Here is a 16,773-nt window from a genome sequence, read left to right on the forward strand (position 1 = left end):
TTGCGAAGCGCATCTCTGAGGACACGTACAACGCGGGTTCATGGCCAGAGCGCTTCGGCATGCAGATCACGAAGGTTGCAATCGAGAATATCGAGCTATCCGACCATTCTCGTCAGCTCGTCAACCAGTTCTCTTCCAACCGAATGAACGTGAGGGCTTACGAGGACACCTCCGAGCGAGCTGGCAACATGGCCGCCCAGCAGAAAATTGCGCAAGGTATCCGGGACAATGGTCTTGGCGAAGGTGGCGGCATGCTATTCGGCATGAATATGGCGCAAGCCATCGGTCCACAGGGGCAGCCCGCGAAATCTTCCGCTCCCGAGATGTCTGCGGACGAGAAGATTGAGACGTTGAAGAAGCTGAAGGAACTCGTTGATATGGGCATCCTGACCCAAGATGAGTTCGACCTTAAGAAGAAGGAGCTCCTCGGTCTGTAGCTCTCGAGTCGAGAGGAACCTGTACTCCGGAGCCGTTACGAACATGTAGCGGCTCCGTTGTATGTGAGCATTTTGAATTAATCTGCGCCGTCCAGTCACGGGGACTGCTGACATGCATTTGGGGCTCTTCAGAGTTGAGTGCGGGTGGAGGCATCTGGGCCTCTGGCGATGAGGAGCATTCGGAGTTGGTAGTTGGTGGGGTTGCGGTAGCCTCTGGTGGTTTCTCTGCTTGGTTCGATAGTGTCCGTTGATGGCTTCGGTGGGGTGCGTTGCTGGCTCCAGATCCGCACAGGAACCCCAGCCCAACCAGCTGGTTGCACGACTCAACATCGAGCACCAGAGCATCTGGGGTGCGAGCCACGCTCATCAGATGGAAATACTCCAAGTCAACGAGCAGATCACACCGATCACAACGATCAAGCGACACAGAGCAGCAGGTAGGGTGAGACACCGCCCAAGGTCCTTGACGACAGCGGGGGTTGAAGTCCGCTCATCATCAAGGACCTCGACCTCTACCCGCAACCCCCGACCAACACCCGGTCATCCACAATCAACTCTGAAGAGCCCGTTTCTGGAACGTCTCGAACAATGACCACGATAAATTACGTGCGAAATATGCCTAGCGGCGGTGTCGTCGCCGCCTACGGGCGCCGCAGCCTGGCCCGCCCACGGGCGCCGTGTGGGTGCTGCAGGTGAGGTGGTCCGGTGGGCTGAAACCGTGATCGCCTTTGCTCGCTTGTGTCGGTGTGGGATTGAAACTGCCATCGCCTTTGCGGGTGAGAAATGGGCTATTTTGGTGCAGTTTTCGGGCGCAGAGGTGATGCCGGTTTCAGTGGTGCCTTGTTGAGGGCGAGCAGAGGTGTCGTCGGTTTCATCGTCTCCATGTTTCTGCGTCCTGCGCGCGAACTATTTCGCCCTGCACGGCCTGGTGTGGGTGCGAGCGCGAAAAAGTTCGCTCTGCAAGCCCAAAACGGGCGAAAAACGCTGTTTTCAGGCGTGCTGGGCGAGTTTTTTCGCGGAAATGCTGTGGGGCGGAGCGTGCTGGGCGAATTTTGTACCGCACACGCGGTGAGAAGGGGTCTGCCGGGCGAGTTTGATACCGGCAGCGGCACGGCGCGGTCCTTGGTGGCGAGTGTTGCCTCACCTCGACACCGCCCATGTCACCAGTTGTCGATCTCCCTCCACCCACGCGCACCGCAGCCAGGCCGTCCAGTCCCTCCGGCACTCACCGCACCGGCACCGGTGGGGGTTTTGCACCATTAGGAGCCCTCTGGCGGCGTGTCATCGGCGTGTCGTCCTTCTAATGGTGCAATTCCCCCCGATTGGCGGCGGTGAGGCCGCGCCTCGAGGCGGTGTAGTGCCCACAGTGCAGACCACCTCGGCGAAAAGCGCCGACAACGGGCTGTCGTGGGCGAGGCGGTCTACGTTTTGGGCACACAGGTGTCTGGCACGGTGCATGTGCTCGCAGGTGAGCCCATTATTCCGAGTGCCTACCCGATAGATCGCACGTTCACCCGCTGACCTGCACGTTCACCCCTCGAGACGCACGTCAACCCCTCAACATGTGCGTGGGCAGAGCCGCCCACGCGCATCTCATCGGGCCCACGTGCGGGTGAAAGGGCCCATGTGCACGTCATCGGGCCACGTGCGCAGTGAGGCCCACGTGCGCAGTGACAGGCGCGCAGGTGACGACAGCGACGAACCAAAGCAATTTCGCATGCAATTCCCGGGAGAGCGATACAAGCCATGAACACAGATCATTGGAATTGCAACGTTTTGGATGATCTTAAAAAGTGACCGTAGGGCATTATGTGCGACTTCCGGGGGCCGCCACCCCTGACATTTGTCATGGCACCACCTGCATCAAAGGACACTTCCGGCCCCTCATATACGAGCGCAGACTGGGTGCCATGAACGCAGAAACAACGCCCGCCCTCCAGGCGACGAACATCCACCAGTCTTTCGGCCACGTCGACGCACTGCGCGGCGTCAGCCTGACCCTCATGCCCGGCGAGATCGTGGCGCTCCTCGGCGTCAACGGCGCCGGCAAGAGCACCTTCCTGGACATCGTCCTCGGCCTGGCCACCCCCACGCAGGGCGACATCAGCGTCTACGGCATGAACCCGCGCGAGGCCGTGCGCCGCTCGCTCGTGGGTGCCATGCTCCAGTCCGGGGCCCTTCCGCGCGACGGAAAGGTCCGCAACACGATCGACCTGGTCGCCGCCATGCACGCCAACCCGATCCCCACCGACGAGCTCCTCGAGCGCACGAACCTGACGAAGCTCGCCAAGCGCCCGCTCAACAAGCTCTCCGGCGGCGAGGTGCAGCGCGTGCGCCTCGCCCTCGCCCTGTCCGGCAACCCGGACTTCCTGATCCTCGACGAGGCCACGGCCGGCATGGACGCCCTGGCGCGGCGCGCATTCTGGGACACGATGCACGCCGAGGCCGCGGAGGGCCGCACGCTCCTCTTCGCCACGCACTACTTGACCGAGGCCCGCAAGGAGGCCGATCGCATCGTCATCATCGACGCCGGGAAGGTCCTCCTGGACGCGCCGACCGAGCAGGTCGTCGCCGACAACGAGGACCTCGAAGACGTCTTCGAGCGCATCACCTCCCACGCAGACGCCGAGTGAGGGCGACGAACGCCCACCCCGATGAGCCGGCCCCAGCCTCGTCCCAAGGCCGATACCGAGGCCGACGCCGAGGCCCCCTCCCCACGAACGCAGATACGACACACGAAGAAGGAATCATGACCACCCACGCACCCGCGCGTACCACCGACCGACCGATCCCCTCCCCCTTCACAGGGGCCGGGAAGCTGTGGCGCGCGACGTTCCTGTCGCACATCCTTAACCCGTGGAACATGGCGTTTGCCCTGCTCCTGCCCCTGTTTATGTACGCGATGTTCGGGATGACCGAGGCCGCGCGCACCACGCAGACTGGGCGCGGCAACGTGGCCGCCGCGATGGTCGTCATGATGACCACCTACGGCGTCATCCTGGTGGGCGGCTCCCTCGGCGCGACGCTGTCCGTCGAGCGCACGACCGGCATCTCGCGCATGTACGCGCTGACCCCCATCCAGCCGTGGGTGATCCTCCTCGTGCGCCTGACGGCCCTCGTGGCGCTGAGCGCGTTCATCGCGCTCATCTGCTTCAGCGTTGGTCTGGCCACCGGCTCGCAGATGACGGCGGGCGCGTGGGCGGCCAGCGCCGCGGTGGTCATCGCGCTGTCGGCCCTGGGCGCGCTCATCGGCCTGGCCTGCGGCTACACGATTAAGGGCGAGAACGCCTACAGCGCCTCGGCGTTCGTCATGGTGTTCGGCGCGTTCGTGTCCGGCATGTTCATCCCGCTGGAGCAGATGCCGCCCTTCGTCTCCCACGTCGCGCCCTTCACGCCCCTGTACGGCGCCGTCCAGGCGATCTACGCGGTCGCCGGTACCGTCCCGATGCCGACGGCGGCGTGGCTCAACATCGTCGGGTGGGTAGTTATCACGGCGGGCATCGCCTGGTGGGGCGCGTCCCACGACACGGCTCGCTAGGCTGGTGTCATGAAGGAGCGCTTGATCTCCCTGGCGTGGGCGGCCCCGTGGATGCTGTTCATGGGGTTCCCCCTCGCCTACGCCTTGCGGCTGCCGGATCCTGCCCAGCGCGCGGGTCTCATCGGGTTGTGCGCCCTCGTCGCGGTCGTGAATTCGGCGACGTGGCTGGCCAATCCCCTACCCGCGCGCAACTCCTTCACGAGGCCGTTCATCCTCTCCCACGCGACGTTGGCGGCGGCGACGGTCGCCTACCTCGTGTACGCGGTGTCCGTCGACACCCCTCACGCGTTCATGCTGACGTCGTATCTGCTGGTCGCGTGGGTGTTTCAGGCGCCGGGCAGGTTCATTGCCGCGGGCCTCGTGCCGGTGACCGCTATCGCGGGGGTGGCGGCCTACGCGCAGGGTGAGCCCCTGTGGATGGGCTGGTACCTGGTGTTGCTGTGTGTCTTCGTGGGGGTGGCGCGCTGGCGCATGGAGCGTTCGGCCCGCGAGCACCTGCGCCGCCAGGACGCGATCCAGCGCGCGAAGGCCGCCGAGCGTGCGCGCCTAAGCACAGATCTGCACGACATCCTCGGGCACTCGCTGACGGGGATCACGATGATATCCGAGCTGGCGGGTCGCCTCCTGGATGCGGGTCGCGTGGAGGAGGCGCGCGAGCAGCTGCGCGCGGTCACCGCCCAGTCGAACGAGGCCTTGGCTGACGTTCGCCGCATCGTCGCGGCCACGCGGGCCTTGTCCCCGGGAGAGGAGCTCGAGGAGGCGCGGTCGCTTCTGGAGGTCGCGCGCATCGACGCCGAGATCACGAATGAGGGAGAGCCGCCGTCGGGGCCTCGTTCAGCAGCCGCCGCCCACGTGATCCGCGAGGGCGTCACGAACGCGATCCTGCACGCGCGCCCATCGTGGGTGCGGGTCCGCCTGTCCCCCGATGGCGTGACGGTCACGAACGACGGCTATACGGCCTCCTACGCCGCGTCGAGCGCGGGATCCGGGTCGGGGCTCGCTGGCCTGTCCGAGCTGGTCGGCGACGAGGGCACGCTCACCTGGGGCGCGTCGGGTTCCACGTGGACACTCGCACTGTCCTTCGATGCGGAAGCCGACACCCGCTCGTCCTGATTGTCCGGGGCCGCGTCCCTCATCGACGAGGCCATGGCCCCTTCTCGGTTCCCGCGCGGTCCCCGATCTCGCGCGATTCCCGGGTGGGCGAGCCTGCCTCGTCCTGAGGGGTGGCGACCACAAGGAACGATCCCCTCACCTGCGCTAGCCTGGTACCCCAAGCGCAGACAGGAGGGTGACGTGACGATTCGGGTACTCGTGGCTGACGACCAGGCGATGATTCGCGGGGCGTTGGCTGGGTTGCTGGACCTGGAGCGCGACATCGAGGTCGTCGCACAGGCAGCCGACGGCACGCAGGCCCTCGATGAGCTGGCGCGCCTGGCATCAGCGGACGGCCCTGCCCACGCGAGCGCACCCATCGACGTTGCGATTATCGACATTGAGATGCCCCGCATGGATGGCATCACGGCCACCCAGGCGATTCGTTCCCGTTTCCCGGGCGTGCGCGTGCTCATCGTGACGACGTTCGGGCGCCCGGGTTACCTGCAACGCGCACTCGACGCGGGGGCGACGGGCTTCATGGTGAAGGACGCGCCGGTCGAAACCCTGGCCGACGGCGTGCGCACGGTGGCGGCGGGTGGCCGCGCGATTGATCAGAGCCTGGCTCTTGAGGCACTGTCGGCTGGGTCCTCGCCGCTGACGGAGCGCGAGGCCGACGTTTTGCGCGAGGTCGAGGGCGGCGGCACCATCGCGGACATCGCCCGTTCGCTGGGACTCAGCCAGGGGACGGTGCGCAACCACGTGTCCTCGTCGATGCTGAAGATGGATGCGCGCACCCGCGCCGAGGCCGCGTCCCTGGCGCGTGCGGCCGGCTGGCTGTAGGCAGGTCGCCGGCTGGCTGCAGGAGGGGCACCACCACAAGAGTGGTATCAGAGTGATACCATGACGATATGGCTATGACACTCCGACTCGACGAGGAACACGCACGCAAGCTCGACGAGCTCGCCCAGCGCGCCGGTACGTCCAAACACGATGCAGTGCTGCGCGCCATCGACGAGGAGTTCAACCGCATGACCCACCGTCAGCGTGTCACCGACGCGCTCAACCACACCGTTGAGCGCTGGGGGGACGCACTTGAGCGACTCGGCCAGTAACATCATGCCGTGCGAGTTTCTCTCGCTTGAGGACCTGCTGGACATCGTATCCGCGCTAAAAATCGGTCCTGTCCGGGATCTCGGCCTCCTCAATGCGGCAGCGCTACGCCCCCAAACAACGCTGATGGGCCAGGACGCCTACCCGTCCACCACCGCCAAGGCCGCAGCCCTGCTCGAATCGCTCACGAAAAACCACGCGCTCATTGACGGAAACAAGCGCCTTGGATGGGCCGCTTGTTCTGTTTTCCTGTCTCTCAATGCACTGCCGATCCGGGACACGGTTTCCAACGATGACGTATACGAGCTTGTTATCGCCGTCGCTTCCTCTCAGATAACGATGGAGCAAGTCTGCGCGACGCTCTCGGAATGGACGGCTACGCGCCCATGAAGCGCGAGTTGCGCGCCATGAAAGGCAGCAGGCGCACGCCCGCGTAGGTACCCAGCGTGTTCATGATGACGTCGTCGATGTCGACGACCCGGTAGGTGCAGGGCACGACGCCGAACAGGCCCGTGTACTGGGTCAGCTCGATGAGGCAGGAGAGTGCGCAGCCGATCACCACCCACGCAATCACGCGGCGGTGCGGGATCGAGCGCGCCAAGCGGGACCCGTCGGCGGGCACACCATCCGGCGCGCGGCGCATACGCCGAATACGCCACGTGGTCTCCGCGAGCGCACCAAAGGGCACGAACAAGGCGATGTTGAGCAGGATCGACAGGCCATACAGGGCCCCGCGCAGGTTCTCGCCGTCACGGAACTGCTCGACGACCGCCGCGAAGGAACCGAAGGGCACGTAGTTGTCCCAGTGGATGATCGCCGCGCATGCGGCCACCGGGTCGGAAGGCAGCGGCAGCAGCGTGAAAATCAGCAGGCCGGCGACGTAGAGGAACCAGGCGAGCGGAAGGGCGCGCGGAAGCCTCCACATCGACGAGGCAGGGGCCACGATCACGGGAATCTCCGCCGTCATCGGGGTGTCGGGGTTCTCCTCGCGCGGCAGGAGGGCACCCGTGCGCTTCGAGCGCCGGTAGATGAGCGGGAGCGCCCGCACGACGGTCAGATGTGCGCGACCGCCCCGCCCGGATGCCCGAGTTTCCTCCGAGGAAGCGTCACCGGCTGAGGAGGGACGAGCGGAATCCCTGCGACGGCCATGCAGCCACCACAGCGCACACGTGATCGCGCAGACCGCAGCGTAAAGTCCCAGGTCAAGCGCCCAGTTGATTGCCGTGTACATGTCACCCCTCCCCTTGAAGGGAAGATTACCGGCGTTATCGGGCAATGTTCCGCACGTGCGCCCAGTTCCACACGAGATGGACACATTGTGAGAAAACGGCTGGGAATCATCTGGAATGTGTTGGTCAGAATTGCGCGCTGCACTTGTGAAGCACGCAGGGCCCCTCCCCTCTCCTTACTCTGAACAGATTGACAGCTGCTCAGCCATCGCATCCTGCTCATCGCGGGTCACGCTCAGCCCGTATGCGCTCTTGACGGCGATCTGCCGCTTCACGTAGTCGCATCGGAAGGCCCTATTCGGTGGCAGCCACTGGTCCGCGGAGGACGCAGACTTGTCCTCGTTGGCCGCCCCGTCCACCGCGAGCAGGTTCTGCGGATCATTGGCGAACTCCTGCCGGCGCTGTGCGTCCCACCGCCAGGCGCCCGAACGCCACGCGTCCGCGAGAGCCACAACGTGGTCGATCTGCACGAGGGACGAGGTCTTCTCTCCCTTCTGGAACTCAATCGTGGCCCCCGTGTAGGGCTCGGCGAGCGTGCCCGACAGGACCACACAGTCGCGCGTGCCCGGCTTGAAGGTGGGGCGCGCCAAGTCGCGGGCAAGAATGTCGTTGCGAGTGTCGCAGCCGTTATGGTCGGTATCCGCCCACCGCTGCCCATAGGCGCTGCGGTCATAGGCGGGAGCGTCGGGGTCATTCACCGACTCTCGAACCGTGAGCTCGCGGAGCTGACGGGCTGCCTCGCTATCCGGCAGGGAGGACAGCGCCTGCCCGCTGCGCAGCGGAGGCCACCCCAGGCGCGAGCGCAGGCCCAGCAGGTCCCACCCCACTCCGGGGGCGAACGCCCACACGAGGGCAGCGAGAATCGCCAGCAGGACAACCGTGTCCCCGAGGCTCCTACGCCGCCTGCGTGCCATGCGCCCGATCCCTTCTCTCACGCCCACACAATGAGGGCACCCCGACCAACCCGGGGTGCCCTCATGATGCACCCACCCGCCGGCATCTGCGTCCCGGCGGGCGGCGCCTGTGGATAACTAGGCTTTGGTGCGCGCGCCCAGCAGCTGGCGCACGAAGTAGACGGCCACGATGATGAGCGTCAGCGCGCCCATGGAGACCAGCTGAGCCCGGCCCTCGTCGCTCATGAGCATGAGGACACCGATCCCACCCAAGCCAACGAGCACCAGCCACGGCAGCCACGGCCACCCGGGCATACGAATCACGAGAGAGCCCGAGCGCTCCAGCGACGGATGCAGGCGCATCAGCGAAATGATGATGAACGTCCACACGATCAGCAGGACCATGCCGATCGCGTTGATGAGCATCGTCAGGATCGAGCCGGGCAGGTACCAGTTGCCCAGGACCGCCAGCAGTGCCAGAACCACGACGAGACCGACCGCGCGCTTCGGCGTCCGCCCCGCCTCGATGTCGCCCTCCATCTCGGAGGCCAGGACCGCCTCATCGTCCTCGAGGGCGGCCGCGACAACCGAGCGCGCGTGAGCCTCGTTGGACGCCGAAGCACCCAGCAGCCAGCGCGGACCCATATCGCGCGCCGACAGCGAGTAGGCCATGCGCGAGGAGGCGTAGATATTCGCGGAGAACGCCGAGATCAGCGCCATGAAGATAATGACGTTCATGAGCGTGCCAACCGCAGGGATCCCAGCCATCTCGAGGACGGCTGCGAAAGCGTTCGTCTTCATCGAATCGCTGTCCCACGGCAGCAGCGCGATCAGCAGGATGACCGAGCCGACATAGAACACGAGGATACGGGTGACAACCGAACGGATCGCGCTGCTCATCGCTGCGCGCGGGTCCTCGGCTTCGGCTGCGGCGATCGTCACGATCTCCAGGCCGCCGAAAGACGTGATGACGGCCAGGAGCGCGACCGCGATGCCCGACAGGCCATTGGGCATAAACCCGTTATGTCCCGAGATGTTCTGCCACACTCCCTCGTGGCCGGGCAGGGGACCGACGATCACCGTGCGCGCGACCAGGTACACGCCCACGCACAGGAACGCAATGATCGCGACGATCTTCACCATCGACAGCCAGGCCTCGATCTCGCCATACTGACCGGCGGCCAGCAGATTAATGCCGCCAATAACGACGACAATAACGAGGGCCACCACCCACTGCGGGACCGCCGGGAACCAGCCGACGAAGAACGTCGCCGCACCCGTCACCTCCAGGCCCGACACCATGATGAGCATGACCCAATACAGCCACCCGATCGTGAAGCCTGCCCAGCGGCCGATCCCAGCCTCCGCGTATGAAGAAAAAGAACCCGTCGTCGGCAGGGACGAGGCCAACTCCGCGAGGGCCAGCATGACCGAGACGACGATGAATGCGGCCACCGTATAGGACACGATGACGGCGGGCCCGGCCTGGTGGATCGCGGAACCCGTGCCCAGAAAGAAGCCAGCACCAATCGCGAGGCCCAGGGCCATCATGGACAGGTGCCACGTCTTGAAACGCTTACGCCCCGAGGCGGGTGCCGACTCGGCGGGAGTAGAAGAAAGGGGTGTTGATTGGGGAGTCACACCGCCATACTAACGCCTGCCCCGACGCAGAGCCTTCAACTGAGAGTATGTGAGAGTGATGGTCCACTCGCGGGTCTGCGGGAGCCTCCAGCGACGCCAGTGCGCCATCCCCGTAAAGACGAGGCCCACGATGATCGACGCGCCCATGCCGAGGACCGGCTGGCCCATGTACCAGAACACGACCGTCACCAGCGAGCACGCGAACGCGGGGGTCGCGTAGAGGTTGTTGCCGCCGAAGACGCGCGGGACCAGGCCGGCCGAAATATCGCGGACCATGCCGCCGCCGATCGCCGTCATGATGCCCAGCAGGATCGCCGGCATGATCGCGAACCCCGCGTCGAGGGTCTTGATCGCGCCCGTCGCGCTCCAACAGCCCAACACCATGCCGTCGGCGATAACTAGGAGGACCGACCACGCGCGCGAATCCATGCGGAAAGCCATCGCCACGAGCGCACCGATGATCGCGAACCACAGGTAGTAGGGGTCGGTGATGGCCACGGGCGCGCCGGTGCGCGTGGTCAGGAGCAGGTCGCGAATCATGCCGCCCGCGAGCGCCGTCATGATCGCGAGAATACAAAAGCCAACAGCATCGAAGTTGCGTTCTCGGGCGACCTTGCCGCCGAGGATGCCATTGAGGAGCACGCCCATGAGGTCGATGGCTCGGAAGACCTCGGGCAGGGAGTTATTCAGCGCGTCGAGCAGGTGCATGGCGATCCGAAGGAGTCGATGAGTGTCGTTGTTCACTATGTTACAGGGTGCGCGCGCCTGTCAGCGAGCGCCGCGACCGCGCTTCCTGACGCTGCCCACCGGGTGCAACAATGTCCCCATGACTGCACTCTTCGCCGGACTCACGACCCTGGACGTCCTGCATCGCCTCGACCACGTGCCGGACCCTCTCCTCAAGGTCACGTCGACGGACTTCACGATGGCCGCCGGTGGCCCCGCGACGAACGCAGCGGTCACGTACGCGGCGCTGAACACCGCCTCGCGCGTTCTCTCTGATTCTGATGACGAGGCCGGGGCCACCTCGGGCCCTCTCGTTTCCTCCGGGGAGGCGCCGATGCTGTTGACTGCCCTCGGCGAAGGCCCAGTGTCGGCCTTCCTCGCCGCCGACCTCGCGGCTTCGGGCGTGCGCGTGCTGGACGCGACGGCACTTGCTGCCCCGTCGACTGAATCTACTGAGGCCGACGATCACCCGGCCACACCCGAGCAGCGCGACGCAGCCCCCGCCTCGTCCCCCGCCTCGTCCCCCGCGGGGCGAGAGCCCGCCGTATCCTCGATCATTGAGCACCCGAGCGGACGCATGGTGGCGTCCACGAACGCGCGGCTTGACGCGGATGCGGGGCGCGTCGCGGCCCACCTGCCCGAGCGCGTCGGCGCGGTCCTCATCGACGGGCACAACCCAGCGCTCGCGCAGGCGGCCCTCACGCTGGGCGTGCCCGACGTCGACGGGGAGGACCCGTTCGCGCCGCTCGAGGCGCGCCCACCCCACCCGCGCATCCTGGACGGCGGATCGTGGAAGGACTGGCTCACTCCCCTGCTGGGCTTCGTCGACATTGCGGTCGTTTCGGAGGATTTCGCGCCGCCGCTGATGGCGCGCCCGGATGGGGCGCAGGTCGCCGAGTTCCTGCGAGGCTTCGGCATCACGCGCACGGTTCGCACGCGCGGGGATCGCTCCGTGCAGTACTGGTGGGATGGCGCGACCGGAGAGGTTCCCGTTGAAGCCGTCCCGGAGGCATCAACGCTGGGGGCGGGCGACGCCTTCCACGGGGCTTTCACGTGGGCGATCGAGCGAGGCGGGGACTCGGATCCGGAGGGCCTCATCCGCTTCGCATCGGCCGTGGCCGCAGTGTCGGTGTCTTCCTTCGGCACCAGGCAGTGGCTAGCTTCCCCTTCTCTCCTGGAGCTGGTGCGCGGCTGGTAGGTTGCGGGGCTGGTTGTCAGCCAGGTTGCGGGGGTGCTGGGCACCCCAGGCAGGCCCCGGTACAAAACTCTCCCCGCATGCCCGAAATAGCCCTTTTCGGCGCGTTTTACCCGAGCAGGGAGAACTTTTTCACGCTCGGGCTGCAAACAGACCACGCAGGGCGACCTTTGTACCGCATTCGGAGCCTGTGCCGGTACAAAACTCTCCCCGCTCGCCCGAAATAGCCCTTTTCGGCGCGTTTTACCAGAGCAGGGAGAACTTTTTCACGCTCGGGCTGCAAACAGACCACGCAGGGCGACCTTTGTACCGCATTCGGAGCCTGTGCCGGTACAAAACTCTCCCGGCATACGGGCCTCACGCGCTCAACCGGTACAAAACTCTCCCCGCATGCCCCAAAGCGCCGATTTCGGCCCACTTTCCGCACGCAGGGAGAGTTTTATACCGCTTCCACCACCAACAAGCCGAGCAGGGAGAAGAAAGTCACGCACCGGCACCCCGTCTCACCCCACCAACGCACCCTCCCCCAATTCCGCATGCAATTCGATTGCATGAAATTTCAACAACATCCAGAAACGTTGCAATTCCAACGATCACATTTCAACTCTTGAAATACTCCGAGGGGAATTGCATGCGAAATTGGTTGCGGTCTCAGCAATGACCGTGCGACGGCCCGGGATGAAGTGAGCCTGGCAGCCGGGCTTGACCGCGGTGCCGGTGGGCGATGGGCGGCTGCGGGGCCTGGCCGGGCTAGTCCAAGCGACACAAGTGCCGCCGGCGTGGAGGGTGCCGGAGGGATTGGTGGGCCTGGCTGCGGTGCCCGTGGGCGGCGGCGGGGCCAGAGAGCACACGCGCCCCATGCCCCGCCCGATTGGAGGCCGCCGCGGGGCCTGCGGGGCCTGGCCGGACAACGAGTCGACGCGCCGAGCGAAGCTCGCGGCGCGGACGGCGAGCGGGCGGGCAGGCCACGCGGCGGCCGGAGATCAGGCGGGGTAGTAACAACGCCAGAAATCAGGCGATCAGCGGCTCACAGGCACCCAGCGACGCGCCCACTTGGCGGCCACGTCCGTCAGCGCAGGCAGGTGCGCGGCACCGGAGGCGGCCAGGGCGCGGTCCACTGCCTCGTCGGCGACGGGCACCCCGTCGACCGGCGTGTATTCGCCTGCAACACCGTCAGGCAAGGCGGTCATCTCGACGTGGGAGCCGTCGGGCAGCAGGTGGAAGACTTCGCGCGTGCGGTCGAGCAGGCCAGTCTCCTCGTCGAAGGAGTCGTGGGTGATGAGCACCGGAGCGGTGATGCCACGCAGCGCGTTTTCGCCGGAGACCATGGACATGTCGGCGAGGGTGCGCTTGGAGATGGTGAACTGTTGACGCACTGACGCGGAGTCGTCGGGGACGGTGGTGACCCCGTGGCGCTCGAGGTCGGAGAGCTGCACGTCGGAGAACACGAGGTCCCAGTCGTAGGACAGCGGGCCGAGGACCGGGGAGACCAGCACGTACGTCAACACGGCGGGCGGGCGGGAACGCAGCGCGATGGTGGCACCGAACTCGTGCCCGATGCAGATTTGGCGCGCAAACCCCTGGTCGGCGAGCCATCCGGAGGCGGAGCGGAAGTCTTCGATGAGCGGATCGAAGGTGATGATCTCGTCTCCCGAGGCGCCGTGGCCGGAGTAGTCGAACGCGAGCGTCGCATAGCCGGCGCGACGCAGTGCACGACCGAGCGAATCGAACATGCCCGATACGTGACGATCCGAAAAAAAGGTGTGAGAAAAGATCACCGCGGCATCGCGACAGTCCACGGGACGCGTGAATGTACCGGAGAGGGATACTCCCCGGGGCGTCTCAATCGTTATCTGGCTCACGTATCAAACATAGCGCTTTCAAACCCTCGGCGTGAAGGGGCGCCCACACTGTGCACGAATGTGACAAGACGACACACCGCGCGAGAAAGAGCCGAGAAAAATCCCCATTCAGGTCGAGGATCATGCGCTGGGGGTGGCACCGCCATTAAGATAGGGCGCATATGCGCCGGTGAGGAGCGCGCCCACGAGGATCAGCGACCGCCCGCGCTCACGCGACGCCCACAACTTGCAGCGAGAGAAGGACAATCATGGGAACCAAGACCGGAATCCTCATCGGACTCGGCATCGGATACGTCCTGGGCACGCGCGCGGGCCGCGAGCGCTACGAGCAGATCCGCGCGAATGCCTCGAAGCTGCGCCGTTTCCCGGTCGTTGCTCGTCCCTTGGACGCGGCGGGGCAGAAGATGTCCGACCTCGTGCGTGCGGGCGGCGAGCAGGTGACCGATAAGGTCGCCGACGCCGTGAAGGAACGCCTCTTTGGCGCACCCGCCACACAGCCGACGACGGTCGACGCGCAGGCCACGTCCTCCGCGACGCAGCGTTGAGCGCGATGAGTCACGAGGCCGTGAGCGCAGACCAGCGGACCAGCGGCCAGGAGCCGTCGCGCGCGCAGATTAAGCGCTGGCGCAAGCACCTGGCGGAAGAGCGCATGGAGGCTCGTACCTACCGCGATCTTTCGGAGCGCCGGACGGGCGAGGAGCGCGCGGTCCTCCTGCAGCTCGAGGAGGCGGAGCGCCGCCACGAGGAGTATTGGCTGGCGCGTCTGGGTGAGCACGCCCTGCCAGCCCCCAAGCCGCCGCTGCGCACGCGCGCCGCATCGGTCCTCGCGCATCTTTTTGGCACGATTTTCATTCTGGCGATGGCTCAGCGCGCGGAGCAGCGTTCCGCGCGCGACGTGGATGATGATGTGCCGGCGCACATGCAGGCCGACGAACAGATCCACGCCGAGGTCATCCGCTCCCTGGCGGCGAAGTCCCGCGAGACGCTGGCGGGCACGTTCCGCGCCGCGGTCTTCGGGGCGAACGATGGCCTCGTGTCGAACTTGGCCCTCGTGCTGGGTGTGGCGGCCTCGGGCATGGAGCCGCACGTCGTCCTGCTGACAGGCGTGTCGGGCTTGCTCGCGGGCGCCCTGTCGATGGGCGCCGGCGAGTGGGTGAGTGTGCGCAGTCAGCGTGAGCTCCTTGACGCCTCGATCCCCGATCCGGACGCGCACCAGGCCGTGACGGACCTGGATGTGGACGCGAACGAGCTGGCCCTCGTGTTCCGCGCGCGCGGCGAGAGCGAGGAGGAGGCCGAGCGGCACGCGAAGCAGGTTTTTGCTCGCCTCGCCAAGCCGGCGACCGGCGAGTCCGGCGCGATCGCGCTGCGCGCAGCCCTGGGCGGCACCCCCGAGTCGGACGGCGCGGGCGATCAGGTGGGCACGCCCACGAAGGCGGCCCTGTCCTCGTTCTGTTTCTTTGCGACGGGCGCGTTCTTCCCGTTGATCCCCTACATTCTGGGCCTGACGGGCGTGGCCGCGATCGCCGTCGCAGCCGCGATCGTCGGCGTCGCCCTGCTGTTTACGGGCGGCGTGGTCGGTATCCTCTCGGGTCAGGCACCGACGCCTCGCGCGCTGCGCCAGCTCGTCGTGGGTTACGGCGCGGCGGGCGTCACCTACCTGCTCGGCCTGCTGTTCGGCACCTCGGTTTCCTGACGTCTCTGGCGGGACGAGGCCGGGGTGGTCTCGGGGGACGAGGCCGGGGTGGTCTCGGGGGACGAGGCCGGGGCTGCCTCCCGCGTCCCCTGGCCTCGGGTAGGTGTGGGGCGCAGGCGTGGATCCCGGCAGGTGCGGCCTGTGGCACACTGGGGACATGACGACTTTTCTTTCTCGGGCGCGCGGCGCCCTGGTGGGCCTGGCGGTCGGCGACGCGGTGGGCACCACGAATGAGTTCAAGTGGGCGGGGACTTTCGAGCCGATTACGGACATGGTGGGTGGCGGCCCGTTCCTGCTGAAGCCGGGTCAGTGGACGGATGACACGTCGATGGCTCTGTGCATCGCGGATTCTCTGCTGGCGCAGGGCCGCTACGACTCGTTTGACGTGATGGACCGCTACCAGCGGTGGTTTTCGGAGGGTTACCGTTCGTCGACGGACAGGTGTTTCGATATCGGTGGCCAGGTGCGTGCCGCGCTGTTCGATTACGAGCACGAGCGCCGCGTGCCGGTGACCGCCGAGCGCTCGAACAGCGCCGGTAACGGCGCGATTATGCGCCTGGCGCCCATGGTGATCGCGGGTTTCCGCTCGCGTTCCCCGCGCGAGGTCGTTGCCACCGCGCGTCTGAGCGCGCGCGAGACACACTTCTCGGTCGAGGCCGAGGCCGCCACCGAGGTGTTCGCCGCCCTGCTGGTGGGCGCGCTGCTGGGTTGGTCGCCGGAGCAGATCATGGACGTGTCGTGGGCGTCGACGGGCGCGGCTTTCGACGAGATGGCCTCTCGGGTGATCAGCTCGGATCCGCAGGTGCGCGCCTCGTGGGAGGCGGAGACCAGCGGCTACATCGTGAACGGCCTGCGCCTGGCGGTGCATGGCCTCCTGGATTTCCCGTCCTTCAAGGATGCAACCCTGGCGATCGCGAACATGGGCGGCGACACGGACACGAACGCTGCGATCTACGGCCAGCTGGGCGGCGCGTTTTATGGGGTCGAGGCCATCCCGGCCTCGTGGAGGTCGACGTTGTATCAGGGCGAGGAGATCGACCAGCTGGCGCGTGACCTCGTGGAGCTGCGTCTGGAGCCTCCCGTGACTCGATTCGACGAGGACCTGCGCGAGGCCTCCGCCTGACGGCCCGAGACTCGTCACACCCACACCCACACGCGCCCCCGCACCCACACCCACACCCACACCCACACCCACACCCAATAGTTACCCCAAAATGTCGCATGCAATTCCCTCGCACCTATTTCAATGTTTGAAATCAGACCGTTGAAATCATGCGGATTTGAGCCGTACTCAAAAACTGACCCAAGGGAATTGCATGCGACTTTTGAGGTCTGAGCCCCCTCCAGTGCGGCC

16 protein-coding genes and 1 pseudogene are annotated in these 16,773 nt (G+C 66.1%); 11 read left to right on the plus strand and 6 right to left on the minus strand.

Annotated features, from left to right (window positions below):
• Window positions 1–437 (plus strand): SHOCT domain-containing protein (locus O3656_RS07180; protein ID WP_500063291.1); only part of this gene is annotated, 437 nt, incomplete at its 5' end.
• 301 nt (window positions 438–738) lie between these two features.
• Here O3656_RS07180 and O3656_RS07185 read toward each other — a convergent pair.
• A pseudogene (locus tag O3656_RS07185) lies at window positions 739–888 on the minus strand (ISL3 family transposase); the annotation flags it as partial.
• Between the two features lie 1,459 nt (window positions 889–2,347).
• Here O3656_RS07185 and O3656_RS07190 point away from each other — a divergent pair.
• The 6 genes from O3656_RS07190 to O3656_RS07215 all read left to right on the plus strand — a co-directional run bounded on the left by O3656_RS07190 (window position 2,348) and on the right by O3656_RS07215 (window position 6,570).
• Window positions 2,348–3,070, plus strand: a complete 723-nt coding sequence (locus O3656_RS07190) for an ABC transporter ATP-binding protein (RefSeq protein WP_500063292.1) — start codon at window positions 2,348–2,350, stop codon at window positions 3,068–3,070.
• A gap of 116 nt (window positions 3,071–3,186) precedes the next feature.
• A complete protein-coding gene (locus O3656_RS07195) occupies window positions 3,187–3,975 on the plus strand; it encodes an ABC transporter permease (protein ID WP_016460823.1) in 789 nt (262 codons plus the stop codon).
• A gap of 9 nt (window positions 3,976–3,984) precedes the next feature.
• Window positions 3,985–5,088, plus strand: a complete 1,104-nt coding sequence (locus O3656_RS07200; RefSeq protein WP_500063293.1) for a sensor histidine kinase — start codon at window positions 3,985–3,987, stop codon at window positions 5,086–5,088.
• Window positions 5,089–5,268: 180 nt separating this feature from the next.
• On the plus strand, window positions 5,269–5,910 hold the full coding sequence (locus O3656_RS07205; RefSeq protein WP_500063294.1) for a response regulator transcription factor: 642 nt from the start codon (window positions 5,269–5,271) through the stop codon (window positions 5,908–5,910).
• A gap of 68 nt (window positions 5,911–5,978) precedes the next feature.
• Window positions 5,979–6,182 (plus strand): type II toxin-antitoxin system VapB family antitoxin, encoded by a 204-nt coding sequence (locus tag O3656_RS07210; RefSeq protein ID WP_500063295.1) that lies wholly within the window; start codon window positions 5,979–5,981, stop codon window positions 6,180–6,182.
• A gap of 4 nt (window positions 6,183–6,186) precedes the next feature.
• Window positions 6,187–6,570, plus strand: a complete 384-nt coding sequence (locus O3656_RS07215; protein WP_500063325.1) for a type II toxin-antitoxin system death-on-curing family toxin — start codon at window positions 6,187–6,189, stop codon at window positions 6,568–6,570.
• On the opposite strand, the gene O3656_RS07220 is transcribed toward O3656_RS07215, so the two are convergent.
• The 4 genes from O3656_RS07220 to O3656_RS07235 all read right to left on the minus strand — a co-directional run bounded on the left by O3656_RS07220 (window position 6,557) and on the right by O3656_RS07235 (window position 10,651).
• A complete protein-coding gene (locus O3656_RS07220; RefSeq protein WP_500063296.1) occupies window positions 6,557–7,411 on the minus strand; it encodes a VanZ family protein in 855 nt (284 codons plus the stop codon). The genes O3656_RS07215 and O3656_RS07220 overlap by 14 nt on opposite strands.
• A 174-nt stretch (window positions 7,412–7,585) precedes the next feature.
• The gene (locus tag O3656_RS07225; protein WP_500063297.1) at window positions 7,586–8,323 is read right to left on the minus strand and encodes an HNH endonuclease family protein; all 738 of its coding nucleotides are present in this window, start codon (window positions 8,321–8,323) and stop codon (window positions 7,586–7,588) included.
• 117 nt (window positions 8,324–8,440) lie between these two features.
• A complete protein-coding gene (locus O3656_RS07230) occupies window positions 8,441–9,943 on the minus strand; it encodes an amino acid permease (protein ID WP_500063298.1) in 1,503 nt (500 codons plus the stop codon).
• Window positions 9,944–9,952: 9 nt separating this feature from the next.
• Complete coding sequence (locus O3656_RS07235; RefSeq protein WP_500063326.1) at window positions 9,953–10,651, minus strand: trimeric intracellular cation channel family protein; 699 nt, start codon at window positions 10,649–10,651, stop codon at window positions 9,953–9,955.
• Window positions 10,652–10,769: 118 nt separating this feature from the next.
• On the opposite strand from O3656_RS07235, the gene O3656_RS07240 reads away from it, so the two are divergent.
• The gene (locus O3656_RS07240; RefSeq protein WP_500063299.1) at window positions 10,770–11,867 is read left to right on the plus strand and encodes a PfkB family carbohydrate kinase; all 1,098 of its coding nucleotides are present in this window, start codon (window positions 10,770–10,772) and stop codon (window positions 11,865–11,867) included.
• Between the two features lie 1,016 nt (window positions 11,868–12,883).
• Here the strand turns inward: O3656_RS07240 and O3656_RS07245 are convergent.
• Window positions 12,884–13,726, minus strand: coding sequence for an alpha/beta hydrolase (locus O3656_RS07245; RefSeq protein WP_500063300.1), 843 nt, complete (start codon window positions 13,724–13,726; stop codon window positions 12,884–12,886).
• Between the two features lie 248 nt (window positions 13,727–13,974).
• Here O3656_RS07245 and O3656_RS07250 point away from each other — a divergent pair, with 248 nt between their 5' ends.
• The 3 genes from O3656_RS07250 to O3656_RS07260 all read left to right on the plus strand — a co-directional run bounded on the left by O3656_RS07250 (window position 13,975) and on the right by O3656_RS07260 (window position 16,542).
• On the plus strand, window positions 13,975–14,271 hold the full coding sequence (locus tag O3656_RS07250) for a YtxH domain-containing protein (protein ID WP_500063301.1): 297 nt from the start codon (window positions 13,975–13,977) through the stop codon (window positions 14,269–14,271).
• Between the two features lie 5 nt (window positions 14,272–14,276).
• Complete coding sequence (locus tag O3656_RS07255; protein WP_500063302.1) at window positions 14,277–15,419, plus strand: VIT1/CCC1 transporter family protein; 1,143 nt, start codon at window positions 14,277–14,279, stop codon at window positions 15,417–15,419.
• 157 nt (window positions 15,420–15,576) lie between these two features.
• Complete coding sequence (locus O3656_RS07260) at window positions 15,577–16,542, plus strand: ADP-ribosylglycohydrolase family protein (RefSeq protein ID WP_500063303.1); 966 nt, start codon at window positions 15,577–15,579, stop codon at window positions 16,540–16,542.
• Window positions 16,543–16,773 lie beyond the last annotated feature (231 nt).

It is taken from the genome of Pauljensenia sp. 27098_8_83, assembly GCF_041432695.1.
Taxonomy (GTDB): Bacteria; Actinomycetota; Actinomycetes; order Actinomycetales; family Actinomycetaceae; genus Pauljensenia.